This is a genomic window from Flagellimonas sp. CMM7, assembly GCF_021390195.1.
Taxonomy (GTDB): domain Bacteria; phylum Bacteroidota; class Bacteroidia; order Flavobacteriales; family Flavobacteriaceae; genus Flagellimonas.
In genome coordinates, this window is the sequence record NZ_CP090003.1 from 1,851,974 (window position 1) to 1,867,568 (window position 15,595).

At 34.3% G+C, this 15,595-nt stretch carries 16 protein-coding genes; 2 read left to right on the top strand and 14 right to left on the bottom strand.

What is annotated here, in order from left to right; all coding sequences use genetic code 11:
* Nucleotides 1–54 precede the first annotated feature (54 nt).
* The 3 genes from LV704_RS08540 to LV704_RS08550 form a co-directional block, all read right to left on the bottom strand.
* On the bottom strand, nucleotides 55–621 hold the full coding sequence (locus LV704_RS08540; protein WP_163420789.1) for a Crp/Fnr family transcriptional regulator: 567 nt from the start codon (nucleotides 619–621) through the stop codon (nucleotides 55–57).
* 316 nt (nucleotides 622–937) lie between these two features.
* Nucleotides 938–1,567 carry a hypothetical protein gene (locus LV704_RS08545; protein ID WP_163420788.1) on the bottom strand — a complete coding sequence of 210 codons (630 nt, stop codon included), beginning with the start codon at nucleotides 1,565–1,567 and terminating at the stop codon, nucleotides 938–940.
* Between the two features lie 108 nt (nucleotides 1,568–1,675).
* Entirely contained in the window at nucleotides 1,676–2,515 is an 840-nt protein-coding gene (locus tag LV704_RS08550; RefSeq protein WP_163420787.1) for a hypothetical protein, read from the bottom strand.
* 372 nt (nucleotides 2,516–2,887) lie between these two features.
* On the opposite strand from LV704_RS08550, the gene LV704_RS08555 reads away from it, so the two are divergent.
* Nucleotides 2,888–3,505: a TetR/AcrR family transcriptional regulator gene (locus LV704_RS08555; protein ID WP_163420786.1), complete on the top strand. Its 618-nt coding sequence runs from the start codon at nucleotides 2,888–2,890 to the stop codon at nucleotides 3,503–3,505.
* Here LV704_RS08555 and LV704_RS08560 read toward each other — a convergent pair.
* From LV704_RS08560 to LV704_RS08570, 3 genes are read right to left on the bottom strand one after another with little or no spacing between them, the layout of a single operon-like run.
* On the bottom strand, nucleotides 3,502–4,548 hold the full coding sequence (locus LV704_RS08560; RefSeq protein ID WP_233782177.1) for a glycosyltransferase family 9 protein: 1,047 nt from the start codon (nucleotides 4,546–4,548) through the stop codon (nucleotides 3,502–3,504). The genes LV704_RS08555 and LV704_RS08560 overlap by 4 nt on opposite strands.
* Nucleotides 4,532–5,137: a DUF4254 domain-containing protein gene (locus tag LV704_RS08565; RefSeq protein ID WP_163420785.1), complete on the bottom strand. Its 606-nt coding sequence runs from the start codon at nucleotides 5,135–5,137 to the stop codon at nucleotides 4,532–4,534. The genes LV704_RS08560 and LV704_RS08565 overlap by 17 nt, the downstream gene beginning before the upstream one ends.
* Before the next feature lie 38 nt (nucleotides 5,138–5,175).
* Nucleotides 5,176–6,108 carry a DUF6427 family protein gene (locus LV704_RS08570; RefSeq protein ID WP_163420784.1) on the bottom strand — a complete coding sequence of 311 codons (933 nt, stop codon included), beginning with the start codon at nucleotides 6,106–6,108 and terminating at the stop codon, nucleotides 5,176–5,178.
* A gap of 39 nt (nucleotides 6,109–6,147) precedes the next feature.
* Between LV704_RS08570 and LV704_RS08575 the strand changes: the two genes are divergently transcribed.
* A complete protein-coding gene (locus LV704_RS08575) occupies nucleotides 6,148–6,369 on the top strand; it encodes a uracil phosphoribosyltransferase (RefSeq protein ID WP_163420783.1) in 222 nt (73 codons plus the stop codon).
* Here the strand turns inward: LV704_RS08575 and purD are convergent.
* The 8 genes from purD to LV704_RS08610 form a co-directional block, all read right to left on the bottom strand.
* The gene (gene purD / locus LV704_RS08580) at nucleotides 6,364–7,635 is read right to left on the bottom strand and encodes a phosphoribosylamine--glycine ligase (protein ID WP_163420782.1); all 1,272 of its coding nucleotides are present in this window, start codon (nucleotides 7,633–7,635) and stop codon (nucleotides 6,364–6,366) included. The two genes, LV704_RS08575 and purD, sit on opposite strands and share 6 nt — an antisense overlap.
* Before the next feature lie 42 nt (nucleotides 7,636–7,677).
* Nucleotides 7,678–8,655: a UDP-glucuronic acid decarboxylase family protein gene (locus tag LV704_RS08585; protein WP_163420781.1), complete on the bottom strand. Its 978-nt coding sequence runs from the start codon at nucleotides 8,653–8,655 to the stop codon at nucleotides 7,678–7,680.
* Nucleotides 8,652–9,803: an MraY family glycosyltransferase gene (locus LV704_RS08590; RefSeq protein ID WP_163420780.1), complete on the bottom strand. Its 1,152-nt coding sequence runs from the start codon at nucleotides 9,801–9,803 to the stop codon at nucleotides 8,652–8,654. The genes LV704_RS08585 and LV704_RS08590 overlap by 4 nt, the downstream gene beginning before the upstream one ends.
* A gap of 18 nt (nucleotides 9,804–9,821) precedes the next feature.
* Entirely contained in the window at nucleotides 9,822–10,526 is a 705-nt protein-coding gene (locus tag LV704_RS08595) for a WecB/TagA/CpsF family glycosyltransferase (protein ID WP_163420779.1), read from the bottom strand.
* Nucleotides 10,492–11,574: a delta-aminolevulinic acid dehydratase gene (locus LV704_RS08600; RefSeq protein ID WP_233782178.1), complete on the bottom strand. Its 1,083-nt coding sequence runs from the start codon at nucleotides 11,572–11,574 to the stop codon at nucleotides 10,492–10,494. Before LV704_RS08600 ends, LV704_RS08595 begins: the two co-directional genes overlap by 35 nt.
* Before the next feature lie 91 nt (nucleotides 11,575–11,665).
* A complete protein-coding gene (locus LV704_RS20035; protein ID WP_370636059.1) occupies nucleotides 11,666–12,931 on the bottom strand; it encodes an O-antigen ligase family protein in 1,266 nt (421 codons plus the stop codon).
* Nucleotides 12,897–14,111, bottom strand: coding sequence for a hypothetical protein (locus tag LV704_RS08605; RefSeq protein WP_163420776.1), 1,215 nt, complete (start codon nucleotides 14,109–14,111; stop codon nucleotides 12,897–12,899). Before LV704_RS08605 ends, LV704_RS20035 begins: the two co-directional genes overlap by 35 nt.
* A 12-nt stretch (nucleotides 14,112–14,123) precedes the next feature.
* Nucleotides 14,124–15,578 carry a glycoside hydrolase family 32 protein gene (locus LV704_RS08610; protein ID WP_163420775.1) on the bottom strand — a complete coding sequence of 485 codons (1,455 nt, stop codon included), beginning with the start codon at nucleotides 15,576–15,578 and terminating at the stop codon, nucleotides 14,124–14,126.
* Between the last annotated feature and the right edge of the window lie 17 nt (nucleotides 15,579–15,595).

Here is a 15,595-nt window from a genome sequence, read left to right on the forward strand (position 1 = left end):
TTTAACTCATTTACAAAATTCATAAATGATTTTAGGCCAGACAATGAACCTAGGTTAAGTAATTCGCTTTCGTATTCTGCTCAAGGCTTGAGGTGTAACCCCAATATAAGAGGCAATGTATTTTAACGGAATCTGTTTCAACAATTTGGGGCGTTCCTGAAACAGGTTCAAATAGCGTTCTTCTGCTGTTTTGCTCAGTAGGGAAATTTCTCTTTTCGACTTAATCAAAAACATATTTTCTGCCATTCTCCGCCCAATTATGTTTCCGCTTTCGGTTTTTTTATACACCTCTTGCAGGTCTTTAAACGATATGCGCCACAAGGTCGCGTTGGTCAGCGTTTCGATTTGATAGGGAGAAGGTGTTTGGGTGATAAAGGAATCATAGGCCGTAACAAATTCGTTTTCAAATAAAAATCCAACAGTTAAGTCACTTTCTTCTTGGGGAATATAAAACCGCACTATCCCTTCGGAAATAAAAGACAGGTAGTTCTCAATTTCACCGATTTTTATAAGCGGTGTGTTTTTCTTTACGGTTTGCTTCTGCAGTTTTGAAGAAAAGAAGTCCCAGTCAGCACTATGCATTGGATAGATACGGTCAATGAACTTTTTGATTTCTTCCATGCTATATTTTTGCTAGTGGGAACGCCCGATACGTGAAGTTCGAGAATTTTTTGTTGGAAATCAAGGTATAATTGATTGGTCCCTATTATAAATTGATGTGGGTTTTGTTAGAAAACAGGAACAATTAGATACAAAACCACCCAACATTCCTTTGGTTGGTTTTTTAGGTTTTGGGGATGTCACTTTTCGTATCGGCTATAGTTGGTACTTGAGTTAAAAGCGCTAAACTTTGGGTTAAACACCAAACACGTATTACCCATAGCCTTTGTTGGCATTAGTTACTATTTTCTGATTTCATCAAAAAATTCTATTATGATTATTCTTTGATTTCAATTAAAGGGTCCGTGTCAAATAATTCAGGATGGTCAGGCGCTTGGGCGTAACTTCCTTCTATTGACCCCATACACTCTTTACCCGTTGTTTTACTTATGAAGTATTTTCCAAACGCCATTTCGTTATCTATATAAATGCAATACATGTCTGGGTTTTCAACAATGCTATTATTGAACCCAAAACGTGGTAAGTCAAATGCCTTTATAACAAAATCAATCTTCTCTTGTTCTTGGGTTGTCGGAAAATAAAATCTATCAAATCCCCAAGTATCAAATGGTAAAATATTCTGGTTAGTTAGGTTAACTTCAAAATCGTAGGTTAAATTCACATCCTTTTTGTCAAAAGGAGTAAACCTTATTATTCGTCTGTAGTTAACGGTTATTTTTTTAGAGTTTTTCCATGCTGTGATTTCATACAATAAAGGATCGAATACAAAATCAGGGTATTTGGAACTAATAATTTTATTGGCTTGATCTATAAGTTGATTTTTATCCAAGTCCATTGCTTTTTTTATGGAATCTTCATTTTTCGTGACTTTGTCATTCTTTGCGTTCTTTTGAGCGAAGCCTGACAAACTAAAAATAAGTATTAATAGTATGGATAGCCTAATCATATGTATTGTTTACTCTTATTACTTCCAACTAAAAAGGATATGAGTTGGTTTTAACGACGTATATCTAACGATGAGTGAAGTTCAGTAATCTTATCTTAAAAGTCAACACTAAAACCCTTCAACACCATTTGGCCCTTCCACCCAGTATGAGCTTCTGTACCATTTATTTTTAAAATACATCGCTATGATTGAATACATATATGCAGAATCCTCATCACCTTCTTGAGTAATAGTATCTTTTACCTCTTCATGGTACATTAAGACTTCGTTCTGACCATCATTATTAAAATCTATTCCGGTTTTGTACAATATTCCTGGAAAATCTTTTCCTCCAAAATTTATGGTATCTCTATTTATTTTCGCTCTTTCAAGATCTACATGTTCCATGAAATTACATGTGACAAATAGTACAGGAGACCTGAAGTCGAACTGATTTGCTTGCCCATATACTATTGGGGCCATTCCTTTATCGATAATGTCATATTTTCCATATGGATAAAAGGTAGGGTACCTTAGGCCTATTAGAGAATCCAAAGTCATTTTAACGAGCTTATCATTTTTAATCGTTAAAACATGAAGCGGTTTTTCAAATTCGATTGTTTGAATTTGCTTTCCGAATCGACTTTCCCAATGAGCTGGGTTTGAAATTGGTTGATTTTTAGCTAGACTGTTTATAACATCGATTTTAAGGAAGTAATCCAATTCATTCCTGTTGATTATTATTTTATCGTCATCAAGAGTTGATTTTGGCAGTATTTGTTCCCAAAGATTATCTTCTAGAGCCGATTCTGATTTTATTTCAAACTCCCATCGTTTAATTTCGTTGCCCCATAAGCTTCCAAACCTAGAACAAGAATCTAAATGGAATCTATTTTCAAACGACTCCTTTTGGGCAAGACATTCAACACTGCAGCATAAAATTGTTATCCAAACTAAAGTACTTTTCATTTTCTATAGATATTATGGGCAATTCTGAAAATATGTTTAGCTCAACTAAGTGAAGTTCGTAGGTTTTTGATTAAACTAGTCACCAAAATTGACAGATAGGTGTTCTGAGTAAACTTATAGTGTTAAATCCTAGTGCTTTTTATCACCATTAAAATGGATATCAATCATTTCCGCCTGTCATTTATCCAATAAATGAATCTGTTAAACAGACTCGCCGGTCGGTTCACTTTTTAAGGACTCCCTCTTTTAGTCCCTTTTTTTGCTTTTCACCGATTTTTCCTACAACTACATCCTCATTTCTTTCTGTTGGTTTCAATCTGCCGAATCTTTGTTACAGACTTAACGGTCTATTTAACCCAAAACCTAAATCTTATGGAAAAGAACCTAAAAAGACGCGAAACCATGCATCGTTTATGTGCCAAAGGCCTAGAAATATTTCATGAAAAAGGCTATTACAATACCAGTTTAGATGATATTCTAAAAGAACTAGAGCTTTCTAAAGGTGCATTTTATCATCACTTTAAATCTAAAGAAGATTACTTTATAAGCATTATACAAAACCTTGTGGTTCAAAAAGTATACGCCTTATTGGTTGAACCTTTGAACACTCATGATAATCCATTGCCCATTATTTTAGATAGTCTAGAAAATGCTTTGGAACCTGGCAAGCGCAATGAAATGGCCTATGGGTTTATGTTAAATGACTTCCTGACCGAATTCAATAAGCGTAATTCAGAAATCAGCAAGTACCTTAAGGATATCCTTAAAGTATGGGAGGTAAATCTGGTCTCTGTGTTGAAAAAAGGCAAAATTGACGGCCATATAGCACGCCATATCGATTGTGAAGGAGTGGCTACCTATATTATTGCTTCGTATTTGGGAATGCGTTCCCTATTAATGGATAGTACTAACAGGCAATTAAAGTACCAGTACGTACAACAGTTAAAACACTATTTTAGTTCTATTGCAGAACGCAACGTGATGGCTTAAGAAGCTAACAGCTGGCTTATTTTGGTGACTACCTGCTCTGGAGTTATGGATTGCATGACATTATCATATCCTTTTGGAAGTTTGTTGCCATACACAGAGGTTGGAATCAATGGAAACTGTTTGCGGTCTGCCAGCAATGCATTTTCCAAAGATTGATTAAAGGGGTAAAACCCGGCATAAGGATGCGTAAGCCCCCAAAGCGTTACCACAGGAATACCATAATTTGCTGCCAAATGTGCATTGCCACTATCCATGGAGAGCATTAGATCCAAATTTGAAATCAGCGATAATTCTTCAGACAGGTTAAGCTTTCCTGCCATGTTAACTACGCCTTCGAGTTCTTTTTCAATACCTTCTAACTGATTGATTTCATTGGCGCCACCACCAAATAACGCTATTTTATACTTTTCGGTATCGTTTAGTTTTTTGATTACCTCTTTCATCAAACTGAGTGGATACATTTTACCTTCATGGGCGGCAAAAGGAGCTATACCCACCCATTTTTTAGTACCCTGCCCAACCAGTTCAAGTACTTTTTTTGAAAGTGGTTGACGATCCAATAATTTTGTGTTGGATAAATCTATTGGAAATCCCAACTCCGTAAAAACATCTGCATAGCGTTGATGGGTGCTTTTTAATTGTTGGAAGATTTTATTTTTGGAACGCGTAAGTGCTTTTTTATCCGTGCGACCCTTATCAATCTGAACAAAAGGTGTTTTATCCAACGCAAAATACTTTTTCAGAATTTGGCTACGGAGTACATTGTGCAGGTCTGCAACATAATTAATATCCAATTTTTTCAATTCCTGATATAAGCGCCATAATCCAACTAGACCTTTATGGTTTTTTTTCACATCAGCCTCGTACACCTCAACATTTTTCAATGCAGAAAAAATGGGGGTAAATGGTTTTTTAGTAAGAACGGTAATCTTTAGTTCAGGATTTTTGGCCAGCAATGCAATCAGAACAGGAATGGTCATCGCCACATCTCCCATAGCAGATAGCCTAATGACCAAAATATGGGACTTACCCTTTTTGTCCACGGAGTACCGGGTTTAATTCGTCATCATTGTACATTTTCATCTGTTTATAGACTTTCATATACTTATTTCCCGCTTCAATATCCGTCAATAATTGGTCAATGGCTGTTGAAAGGTCTTTCTTTTGTTCCAATAGCACAGCCAACTTATCATTGCATTTGGCAATGTGTTCGGGAGAAGCATCCGTTCTGTTTGCCTCTTCTTGCATGTGGTAAATCTTCAACGCCAAAATGGAAAGTCGGTCAAAAGCCCAAGCTGGGCTTTCAGTATTTATTGTGGCCCCTTCTTTTATCTCCACAGATTGGTATTTATTCAAAAAATAACCATCGATGTATTCCACCAAATCCGTTCGGTCTTGATTGCTTGCATCTATTTTTCGTTTAAGAACTAGAGCATCATCCGGATTTATAGATGGATCACGAATAATATCCTCATAATGCCATTGCACTGTATCAATCCAATTTTTTCTGTATAACAAATGTTCTACCTTATCCTTTGGGTAGGGATTCACAAATTCTTGGTAGACATCATCTTTAAGATGATATGTACGTATACTTTCCTGAAAAATATTGAAGGCAAATGAGCTAAACATGGACCAATTAATTTAGCACAAAGATATTGCTTTATGGTTTACAGATTAAGTTCTACCAGAAAAAGGACAAAGGACAAAGCAACACATATTACTACTACAACTTCCTTGAGCTTGGCCTTTTTTATGGTCTCTATATAATTGGTTAAAAAAACCGCCGCTGGAAAAAATGTAATTAAAACGGGAGAGGCATCAACAGATTTGAAAAGGTTGATGAAGGCCCCAAAAATAAAAGCCAAGAAAACAATGCGCAACGGTACTAACTTTCCGCCCCCTTTCTTTCTTACTTTTAAGAAAACCAAAGACATCACCACTACTAATAAAAAGACATAGATCAATAATTTTATTATCGCTGGTTCTGTAAAAAAATCAGTTTTTAAAAAATCTATTGAAAATCTATAATGGTCCGCAAAAAAAGAAAGTTCTCCGTTCACCTTTAAAAAGGTAAAAACCAATATGAAAAAGGTTAAAATACCAACGATTGGGACCAACCAGTTCTTAAATGTCTTTCTATCGTAAACATTGATGACAAAAAATACCAAAAGAAAAAACACCACGGCCCAATCGTAAAAAAGACTTGCAATACAGATTAAGAGTGATGCATCAAAAATCTTATGCTTAACATTTTTGATGGATTTAACCGCCAATAACCTCCAGACAGCGAGCAGTAAAAAAAAGTTGCAGAAAATAGCATTTTTATCTCCAAGGACCTTTGAAAAAGCAACGAACAGCAAAACAAAAAAAAAGATAGCATAGGAGCTGAAATCAGTTACCTTTTCAACACGAACAATTCTACTGATAATATAAATAGAGAGCAAAAGTGTCCCTCCCGTTAAAACATCTAACGGAATCGTATCCACATTAATCTCTTGATTTGCTTCAAAAAAAACAAAAACGCTGTAAAAGAGGAATAGGAAAACCGATAGAACAATATAGTTTATGGGTTTTGTTTTTCCGAAAAAGCTTGAAATCATGTTTGGTTTTACTACTTTTGTAAAGTAAATATAGCTAAGATGAGCAAGTTTTTTTACGGCATTGAAGACTTATTTGTAAATGGTCTTTTTGCTCCTTATGATTTTTTCCGTTTTATGCAAAGTTGGTGGTCTTCTAACGCTGTGAACTGGGTTTTTGCAATTATTGGTTTTGTAGCCATGGTCTATTGGATGAACCAGTTGAAAATTTTCAACGATAGCGGTGAAGAGGACAAGAGCATTACCTCTCATTCATATCTATAAATCGAACCCGAGGTCTTTTCTGTAGTACATTCCATCAAAATGTAATTTTTCTATATTTTGATAGGATTTTTGTAGCGCTTCCTGAAAATCATTTCCAAGGGAGGTAATGGCAATAACACGCCCTCCGTTGGTAACCACCTTTCCGTCACTTTTCTTTGTTCCAGCATGAAAGACCAAGGAATCTTTTATATTTTCAATCCCTGTGATTTCTTTTCCTTTTTCATATGCCTCTGGATAACCTCCTGAAACGGCCATTACCGTTGTAGCGGTTTTTTGATCTATATCAAGATTGATTTCATTTAATTTTCCTTTGGCCATCGCTGTAAGGATATCAACCAAATCATTTTTAATTCTAGGAACAACAACCTCAGTCTCTGGATCGCCCATGCGTACATTGTACTCTATGACCTTTGGTTCTTCCCCAACTTTTATCAATCCTATAAAGATGAATCCTACATATGGTAAATTATCCTTTTTAAGACCTTCTACGGTAGGCTTCACTACTTGTTGCTCTATTTTGTGTAAAAAGGATTCGTCTGCAAAAGGAACCGGGGAAATGGCTCCCATGCCCCCTGTGTTAAGGCCCGTGTCTCCTTCACCAATGCGTTTGTAATCTTTTGCGGTAGGAAGTATTTTATAATTTGTGCCATCAGTTAGCACAAAACAGCTTAATTCTATCCCGTCCAAGAATTCCTCAATCACCACGGTTGCACTAGCGGAACCAAACTTGGAATCCAATAGCATGGATTTAAGCTCTGCTTTTGCTTCGTCTAAATCTTGAAGAATCAACACCCCTTTGCCAGCAGCTAATCCATCTGCTTTAAGAACGTACGGCGGCCTTAATGTTTCTAAAAAGGCGTATCCTTTCTCTACCGTTTCCGAAGTAAAACTTTCATATGCAGCTGTTGGAATCTGATGGCGCATCATAAACTCTTTGGCAAATTCTTTACTCCCTTCCAGTTCTGCAGCAGCTTGTTGTGGCCCTATGACTGAAACATCTTTTAGCGCATCATCATTCAAGAAAAAATCATGAACTCCATTGACTAATGGATCCTCTGGACCAACCACAACCAAATCTATCTTTTCGGCCAAAACCAATGCTTTAATACTTTCAAAATCGTTTACCCCAACTTCAACATTGGTTGCAATTTCAGAAGTGCCTGCATTGCCTGGTGCAACAAACAATTGTTCTATTTTTGAGCTTTGTGATATTTTAAAGGATATCGCATGTTCACGACCGCCAGAGCCAAGGACCAGAATATTCATCAATCAAAATTTTGGCAAAAATACGGTTTGATGCCGATTTGACTATTTGTTTGCAGAGAAATCTCTATGGTTTCTGCTCAATTCTTCAGGAGAAAGTGATTGAAAATATTCATATACTCTCTTAAGTCCTTCCGAACGATGTATTTTGGGCTCCCATCCCAAAACTTCTTTTGCACGAGAAATGTCTGGTTGACGCTGCAATGGGTCGTCTTTTGGCAGTGGTTTGAAGATTATTTTTTGATGGGTTCCAGTCAGTTTTATAATCTCCTCGGCAAACTCCAGAATTGTAGTTTCATCTGGATTACCAATGTTGACTGGAAGATGATAGTTGCTCATCAATAGACGGTAGATGCCTTCAACCTGATCATCTATATAAGTGAAAGATCTTGTTTGGGATCCGTCTCCAAAAACCGTTAAATCCTCACCTCGAAGTGCTTGACCCATAAACGCTGGAACCACTCGGCCATCATTTAAGCGCATTCTTGAACCATAGGTATTAAAAATGCGAACGATACGGGTATCCAATCCATGATGGGTATGATACGCCATAGTTATAGATTCCATAAAGCGTTTGGCCTCGTCATATACTCCTCTGGGGCCGATAGGGCTTACATTACCATAATACTCTTCGTTTTGCGGATGTACTAATGGGTCTCCATATACTTCTGAGGTTGATGCCACTAAAATTCTTGCATTCTTTTCCTTGGCAAGACCCAATAAATTTAATGTGCCTAAGGAGCCTACTTTTAGGGTTTCAATCGGAATTTTTAAATAATCGATTGGACTTGCAGGAGATGCAAAATGAAGAATGTAATCCAAATCACCTCCGTAGTGAACAAACGTAGAAACATCGTGGTGATGGAATTCAAAATGTTCTAGTGGAAAGAGATGTTCAATATTCTTTAAATCTCCGGTTATAAGGTTATCCATAGCAATGACATGGTGTCCTTCTGCTATGAATCTATCGCAAAGATGTGATCCAAGGAAACCTGCCGCGCCTGTGATTAGGGTTTTTTTCAATCGTTCTTTTTTTTCTGTTTCGTAGAAGATTCAGTCTTTTTTTTGAGTGAGTCTATTTTTCGTTTCAAAAGAATTTTTTGCTTAAGTGTTGTAAAGTTGTAGTTATACTTGAAGAAAATATAACCAAGCAGAATCACAACGCTTACCAACATAATGACCATTCCAAGGTTCTTCGCTTTACTTCCTAAAATTATAAACAGAACAACAAACAATAGATTAAAACATCCAATGATAAAACTTGCCTGTTTATGGGACAATCCCCAAAAGTCTATGAGTACATGGTGTACATGATTTCTGTCTGGTGAGAAAGGCCCTTTTTTGTTGGCAATCCGAATAGTAAATACTCTAGCAGTGTCAAATAGAGGAACAATTAAAATGCTTATTGCTATTAAAGGTGCATTTTCTAAAAGAAAGGGTAGCCCTTCGTAAGATTCCGGTTTTAGTGCCAAAAATTTTAAGGTGAGTACACTAATAATGAAGCCCACCGTCAACGAGCCAGTATCTCCCATAAAAATCTTCTTATCCGAGGATATATTAAAACCAAAAAAGGCCATTAAACAAGCATTCATTGATATACTCAATAAAGCAAAAAAATATTCCCCAGACAGATAAAATATGGTTGTATAAATAACCATTATCACAATTCCAACTATTGACGCTAAACCATCAATTCCGTCAATCAAATTGTATGAATTAATTATGGTAATCATCAAAAACCCTGCAATTACCAAATAGAGATAATATGGTATTTCATAAATACTTAAAAAGCCGTTGAGTGATTCTATGGTAAAGCTTTCATTAACCAACACAAATATAATTGCCAACATTTGGGCTATTAGTTTTGATCCTGGCGATAATACAACCATATCATCCTTTAAGCCAACTATAAAAAGAATTGTCAAACCTGGAATAATATACATTGCCTCTCCCAACAACCCCCTTTCTTTAATGAAAAACAGAGCAAAAATTAAGGTGTAAAAAAAAGATATGCCCCCTAAAGTTGGTGTTTTCCGTGTATGCGAGCTTCGCCCATTGGGATTATCCATAAGGCGTTTATATTCAACAACTCCAATAATTTTAGGCACTGTCAAATAGGTGAGCAGAAAAGCTCCAATAAATAGCGCACATGCTGTTTCTAGAAAATACAATGCTAATTCGGTAATTGATTAAATATTGTTAAATATAATTCTAAAAAAGAACTTTACTAAGTTCTTTTGCCTTGAGAGCCTGGTAGGCTCTTTAAGTAAACGGTAAAACCATTCCAAACCAAGCTTTTGGTATACCTTAGGCGCTCTTTTTTTTATTCCAGAATATACATCAAAACTTCCTCCCAACCCCATATAGAGTGCAGGGTATTCTTTCATGAACCTATCCATTAGAAACTCTTGCTTTGGACTTCCCATTGCAACAAATATGATATCTGGTTTGCTTACTTTAAGTTCTTGCATAATCATTTTCTCCTCTCCTTCTCTTAAATAACCATTTCTATATCCCTTTATATCAATATTCTTATATTGATTTTTAAGCAATAATCTTGTTTTTTCAATTACTTCCTGAGATGATCCCAAAAGATAAAATGATTTTGAGTTATGGTATGTGCCAATAACATCTAACCAAAACTCTGAGCCTGCAATTTTAGTTGATTTCAACCCTTTTTTTTTAAGCGCTAACACTGCTCCAACTCCATCAGGATAGCCTATATTTTCATTAATTATAGTATTTAGGGATTGATTCGAAGCATTAAGCTTTTCAGCATTTAAAGCAATCAATATTTTTTTTTTATCCTGAATAAATTCTAAGAATTGATTCTTGGAAATAAAGGCATAAGTCCTTTTATTATTCAGTAAACGTGATTCTATTACTTGTTCCATAAAGCCATAAATATTTGGATATCGCATAAAACGCCCATGCTTGAGTCCATCTCATATAAGGGGTTTTTATTTTAAAAAACTTCTTTTTTTGAAAATAAAAATACCCTTTCTTACCCTGCATATTCTCCAAAGTCCAAACAAGGGTTTTTTTTATAGACGGGTCGTTTTTTTCTAAGGTGATTAAAGTACTAATATATTGAGCAGGACAATGAATATCGATTGGATATTTTTCATCATGGTAATACTTTGGAGTACCGTCGTCCATGATGAAATTCTTCATATAATAACTAAGACCCTTTTCTATACAGCTGCTAAAAGAATTATCCCCACTATATTTTTGATAATCGTAAATCGCTTCCAAGTTAAATCCTGTGTGAAAACTATCAACCCAATTTTGATAATGTAATTGGCCATAAGGCCATGAGCCATCTTTTTCTTGCAAGTTGCTTGCGTATAAAACTGCTTGCTTTGCAATCTCAATCAAAGCCTTATCGCCTGTATAACTATAACACCTTGATAAAACCTTGGCCCCTAACAAGGATGCGTTAATTATTTCAGTATTATCAAATGGTGAATAAGAAAAAATAAGTCCTTTCTCATCATATTTTCTATTAAGATCATTTAAAACGAAATCTTTTGATGATAATCCAATTTTTAAAAAATTATCATCCCCGACTATTTCATAAGCATCCAAAAGAGCATATGCCGCAAAACATGAAACAACAACCGTAGGAGAATATCTTTCTTGATAAAAGGCTCTTGATTGCCACGGAAAATTATAGCCCCAACATGATCCAGAATATCCGGTTGTTTGCAATTCAATTAGCTTATTCGCCAAATATGTTATTTTCTCTTTCAATATTTCATCCTGGGAAATCTTATAAAGATTACAATAACCCGTTAGGAACAGTGCAATTCCTTTGGGGTTCAATCCCTTTTCAACCCCTAGAATCTTCCTGAAGTTTAACGGACTATGTTTTAATAATTGTGTAATAAAAATACGTGGCCATTTTCTTTTTGAAATAATCCCAGGCATTGTATTAAACACCTTACTGTTTAAGCCATCATATGGGTCCCATCCTATATATTCCTCCTTCTCACAATAATTTCTAAGTTTTGAGAAGGAATCGATGATGAAATCATTCATTTGCAAAAGATTTATGATTGAAAAAGAACATGCTATTAAAAAAACCATAAAATATGATTCCAAAATGTCTATTTAAAATGTTCTCTGTCACGCAGGTTAAAATTATTATTATCAAAAATGAAGTGTATAATGGCATCCTTCTCCTTATTGAATAAAAAAGAGGGTAAAATAGCACAACAAATAAAATAACTAAACTAAATATCCCTCCTCTTGCTAGATTATTGAAATACTGGTTATGAGTCTGATAGTTTAATATGGCGTAATTATGTTGCCCTATACTACTGTAACAATTATTTAACCGTTTTTGGGTATAACCATACCCATTTCCAAATAGAATATTGTTTCTTGTTATCTCAAGTGCGCATTTCCAATAATTAATTCGAGGAGCTATGGTGCCTTCACCATTATTATTGTTGCCATATATGGCGTAAGAGTATTTCTCTTTTAAACCAAAAGTCATATCGATCATTCTTTCTTTAGCAATCGGAACTGTTTTAAAAACAACAGTTGGTACTATGGTCAGAAAGAGAAGAAATATAGTTAGTATTTTCTTATCAATTTTTTTAAAGCGTGTGAACATCAAATAAAAAAAAATTACAAAAAGGCATAACAAGCTTATTCTACTTCCTGTAAGGAAAATGACAAGCATCAATAGAAAAAGGGAGCTTAATGTTCGTTTTGTGATTTTGTTCCTCATTATTACCTCATTTAGCAGAACAGCAAAAGCCAAACAGTTGTACATGCCCATATAAGAGCTATGCACACCTAATGGGGCCACAAAATCTCTATATGCAAAAAAGTACCAATTAATTTCTGAAAAATCAGGAGAAAAGACTAATTGCCGGTAGAAGGCAATCAATAACAGAAGAAATGAAAAAAATAGAGCCGAGTATACTAATATAGATAGGATCTTTTTATGACTTGCTTTGAACAAAATGGTCGTTAAAGATATCCCAACAGGAAACAATAAAATAGTTATAGACCGTAACAAGTTTCTGAAATACACTTCGTGTTCTGAATAAAAAAACTGAATTAGAATATAAACAAAGGGTAATGAAAAAATGAGGCTATGCTTATTAAACTTCAACTTCCTCTCCCTATAAACGACAATTATATTATATGACAGAAACGCTAAAAATAATATGATTGCAATGCTATTTAGGCTTTCTTTTATTGGAAGTGTAACAATTACAAGGCCGGATAAAAGCACAAAGATTTCTTGATTATGTTTTTCTGATAATCCCATCCGTATTCTCATTTAAATAAGCAAAAGCTACAATAATATAAATTGGATTAACACTAGACGTAAAAAAGTGTCCAGCAAAAAAAGCAAGTAATATGAAAACCCCAACACAAAAAAGATAAAAGGTGTTTTTTACTTTGCTGACTATCTGGGTTTTATATAGTAGTAAAAATAAAACTCCGTTGATTACTCCGAAAAAGAGGAACAAATCAATGATATCCATCTCTGTCAATGATAAAAAATCTTCAATATTAGAAATGTTTTGCCCCCCTATTAGATAATTAATTATATCCCAATTTTCTAAAAATGGTAGTACTCTCGAGTCAATCAATGTATTTCTACCTCCTGTAAACATGAATACAAAACCTTTTTCTTTCAGAAAATAAAAATAATAGCCAAACAAGTCTCGAATCTTTGGAGCATATAAAAACAAAGTTAAAAACATAGCTGACATTAGTGAAAATATCCCAATCAGTTTTTTAATGCTTATTGTTGTAAAAAGATGATAGAAAAAAAGTAGTGCCATTCCAAGTAAAACGGCCTTCATCCCTGTTAAAAAACAAAATACAATAGCCAATAAAAAAAAATTAAACCCTCTCTTCTTAAATCGCCAATCTTTATAAATTACAAAAAGACCTAACAAATAAAAAATAGACGCTTCATTACCAGATATAATCAATCCATCATATCCGAATCTAGACGCTGAGGGGCCTTCCGGAACAATGAAAAAAGCTTTAATGCTTAAAAGCGCGCCGACAAGGGCTAAAAAACCATTAAAAAGAAAAACCTTCTTAAAAACCTCTATGAATTTCTCTAAATAACTACTTTCGGCCAGTACCTTATAGGTGGCAAAAAAAAGAAAGAAAATAAAAAAATACTTATTAAAATAAATAAACTGTTCAATCAAATAGACATCTATTCCTACAATATATTTTAGATAAAGGTTGCTAATAAAAAAACATGCCAAAAAGAAAAGAAAACTGAGAAGCCATGATACTCTTTTTTTGTTTACAAAAAGTACTATAATAACTATACACAAAATTTGCAATAACGCTCTGTATATTATAGCACTTCTAGACAATATGGGCAAATAAATACTACAGACCTTATTCACACCATCAACAATATAGTTCAACACAAGACCTGTCGTTAAAATAAATACTGCAAGCTGTTTTTCTTCTATTTTAACCTTCATTGCTGTATTACATTAAAACTTTCTTGTTTTTATCAAAACGTCAAAAACCGCAAACCCGTTATTTAACTTGTTGTAAGTATGTATTCCCCTTATCTTTCCCAAATCACTTGCGGTATAGGTGTATACTTTTTCTTCTTCAAAGATATTCTCTGTAAGTATTTCAACTTTGTTTAGATTAAATCCATAACCGTATCTTTTTGAACAATTTTGTGAAACTCTATATAATTGACCATTCTCTTTTATAAAACCTCCTCCTTGTCTAGAATTTGAAATTCCTTGTTTTATTGGGTTTATTTTATGTTCAACCCAATCTCCATTTAAAAAGTCATTGCAGTAATAAACTGCCAAATTATTGTCGTAAGTGCCATAATCGTAATGTTTTATCGAAGTAAAAAGCCACCATTTATTGTTATATGCTAACAAAGTAGTGTCAGAAGCTTTTACATTATCAATCAATACTTTTTTAAACTCCCATTCATAAGGAAAATTGACGGCCTCATAAAGTTGAATATCATTGTTAGCTGAAGTTTCGGGAATCATATAATACTTGCCTTGAAAGTCAAAAATAAAAGGGTATGACAAATGGTATGGTTTTTCTAGAATCTTTATCGGATTACTGTATGTGCCGTCCGAGTTCAATTGAATAACGGAAAGATGAGCCTTTTTATTCTTATAAACTAGCTCTTCAACAAATAGGAAATATTTTTTATTTTTATAAACAACAAATGGATCTGCCCAAAACCTATCTTTTGGAGGAATTAGCTTTTTAAAATTATTCTCATTTATCCTTTCGTTGTTGTAAGAATGTTCATTATATCCAATTATCCATTGTTCATTGAACAGCATTTTTTCGAAAGTTTTTGCGATAACTCTTTTTGCATATTTTGTATACTCCAAAAAAGTGGGTGCTTTCTTTGTTTGATTGTTGTCCTCATTTTTAATGAAGTGACTTTTCTTTTTATTTGATATAAACAACAGTGACAAGAAAGCGCCAAGAATCAAATCCGTGTTCAGAGAAAGTGAGAAAGAATGTGGTCTTAAGGATGTCTGGAAAATCATCCGTCGGTTATCAATTGATAATGTTATATTTTCATGAGTATCAACTGTGCAATAGGTTATAGCATCCCTGATATTGGTAATCCCAGACACTTTAAATTGATAGATATTTTTGAATTGGTCATTTTTTAGTATTAGAGAGGTCGTATTATAAATAGTATCGTAACCTTCCAGTAAATCATCTGCACAGTCCCATTTGATGAAAATACAATTACAATCAATAGGTTGCTTTGTTAATGATTTGGGCTTTCCAAAAAACTTTTCATCAATTTTTAAAGCTAACTTTTTAACTAAACTCTTTTTGGGGGAATCAATAATTATTATTTCTATCTCTTGATTTTCAAAAACGGTATTCAGATGATTTAACCACGAGCCTAGGTAATCATCACTAATCAAAACTGCTGCCTTCATGAATAGTTGTTTTCGTT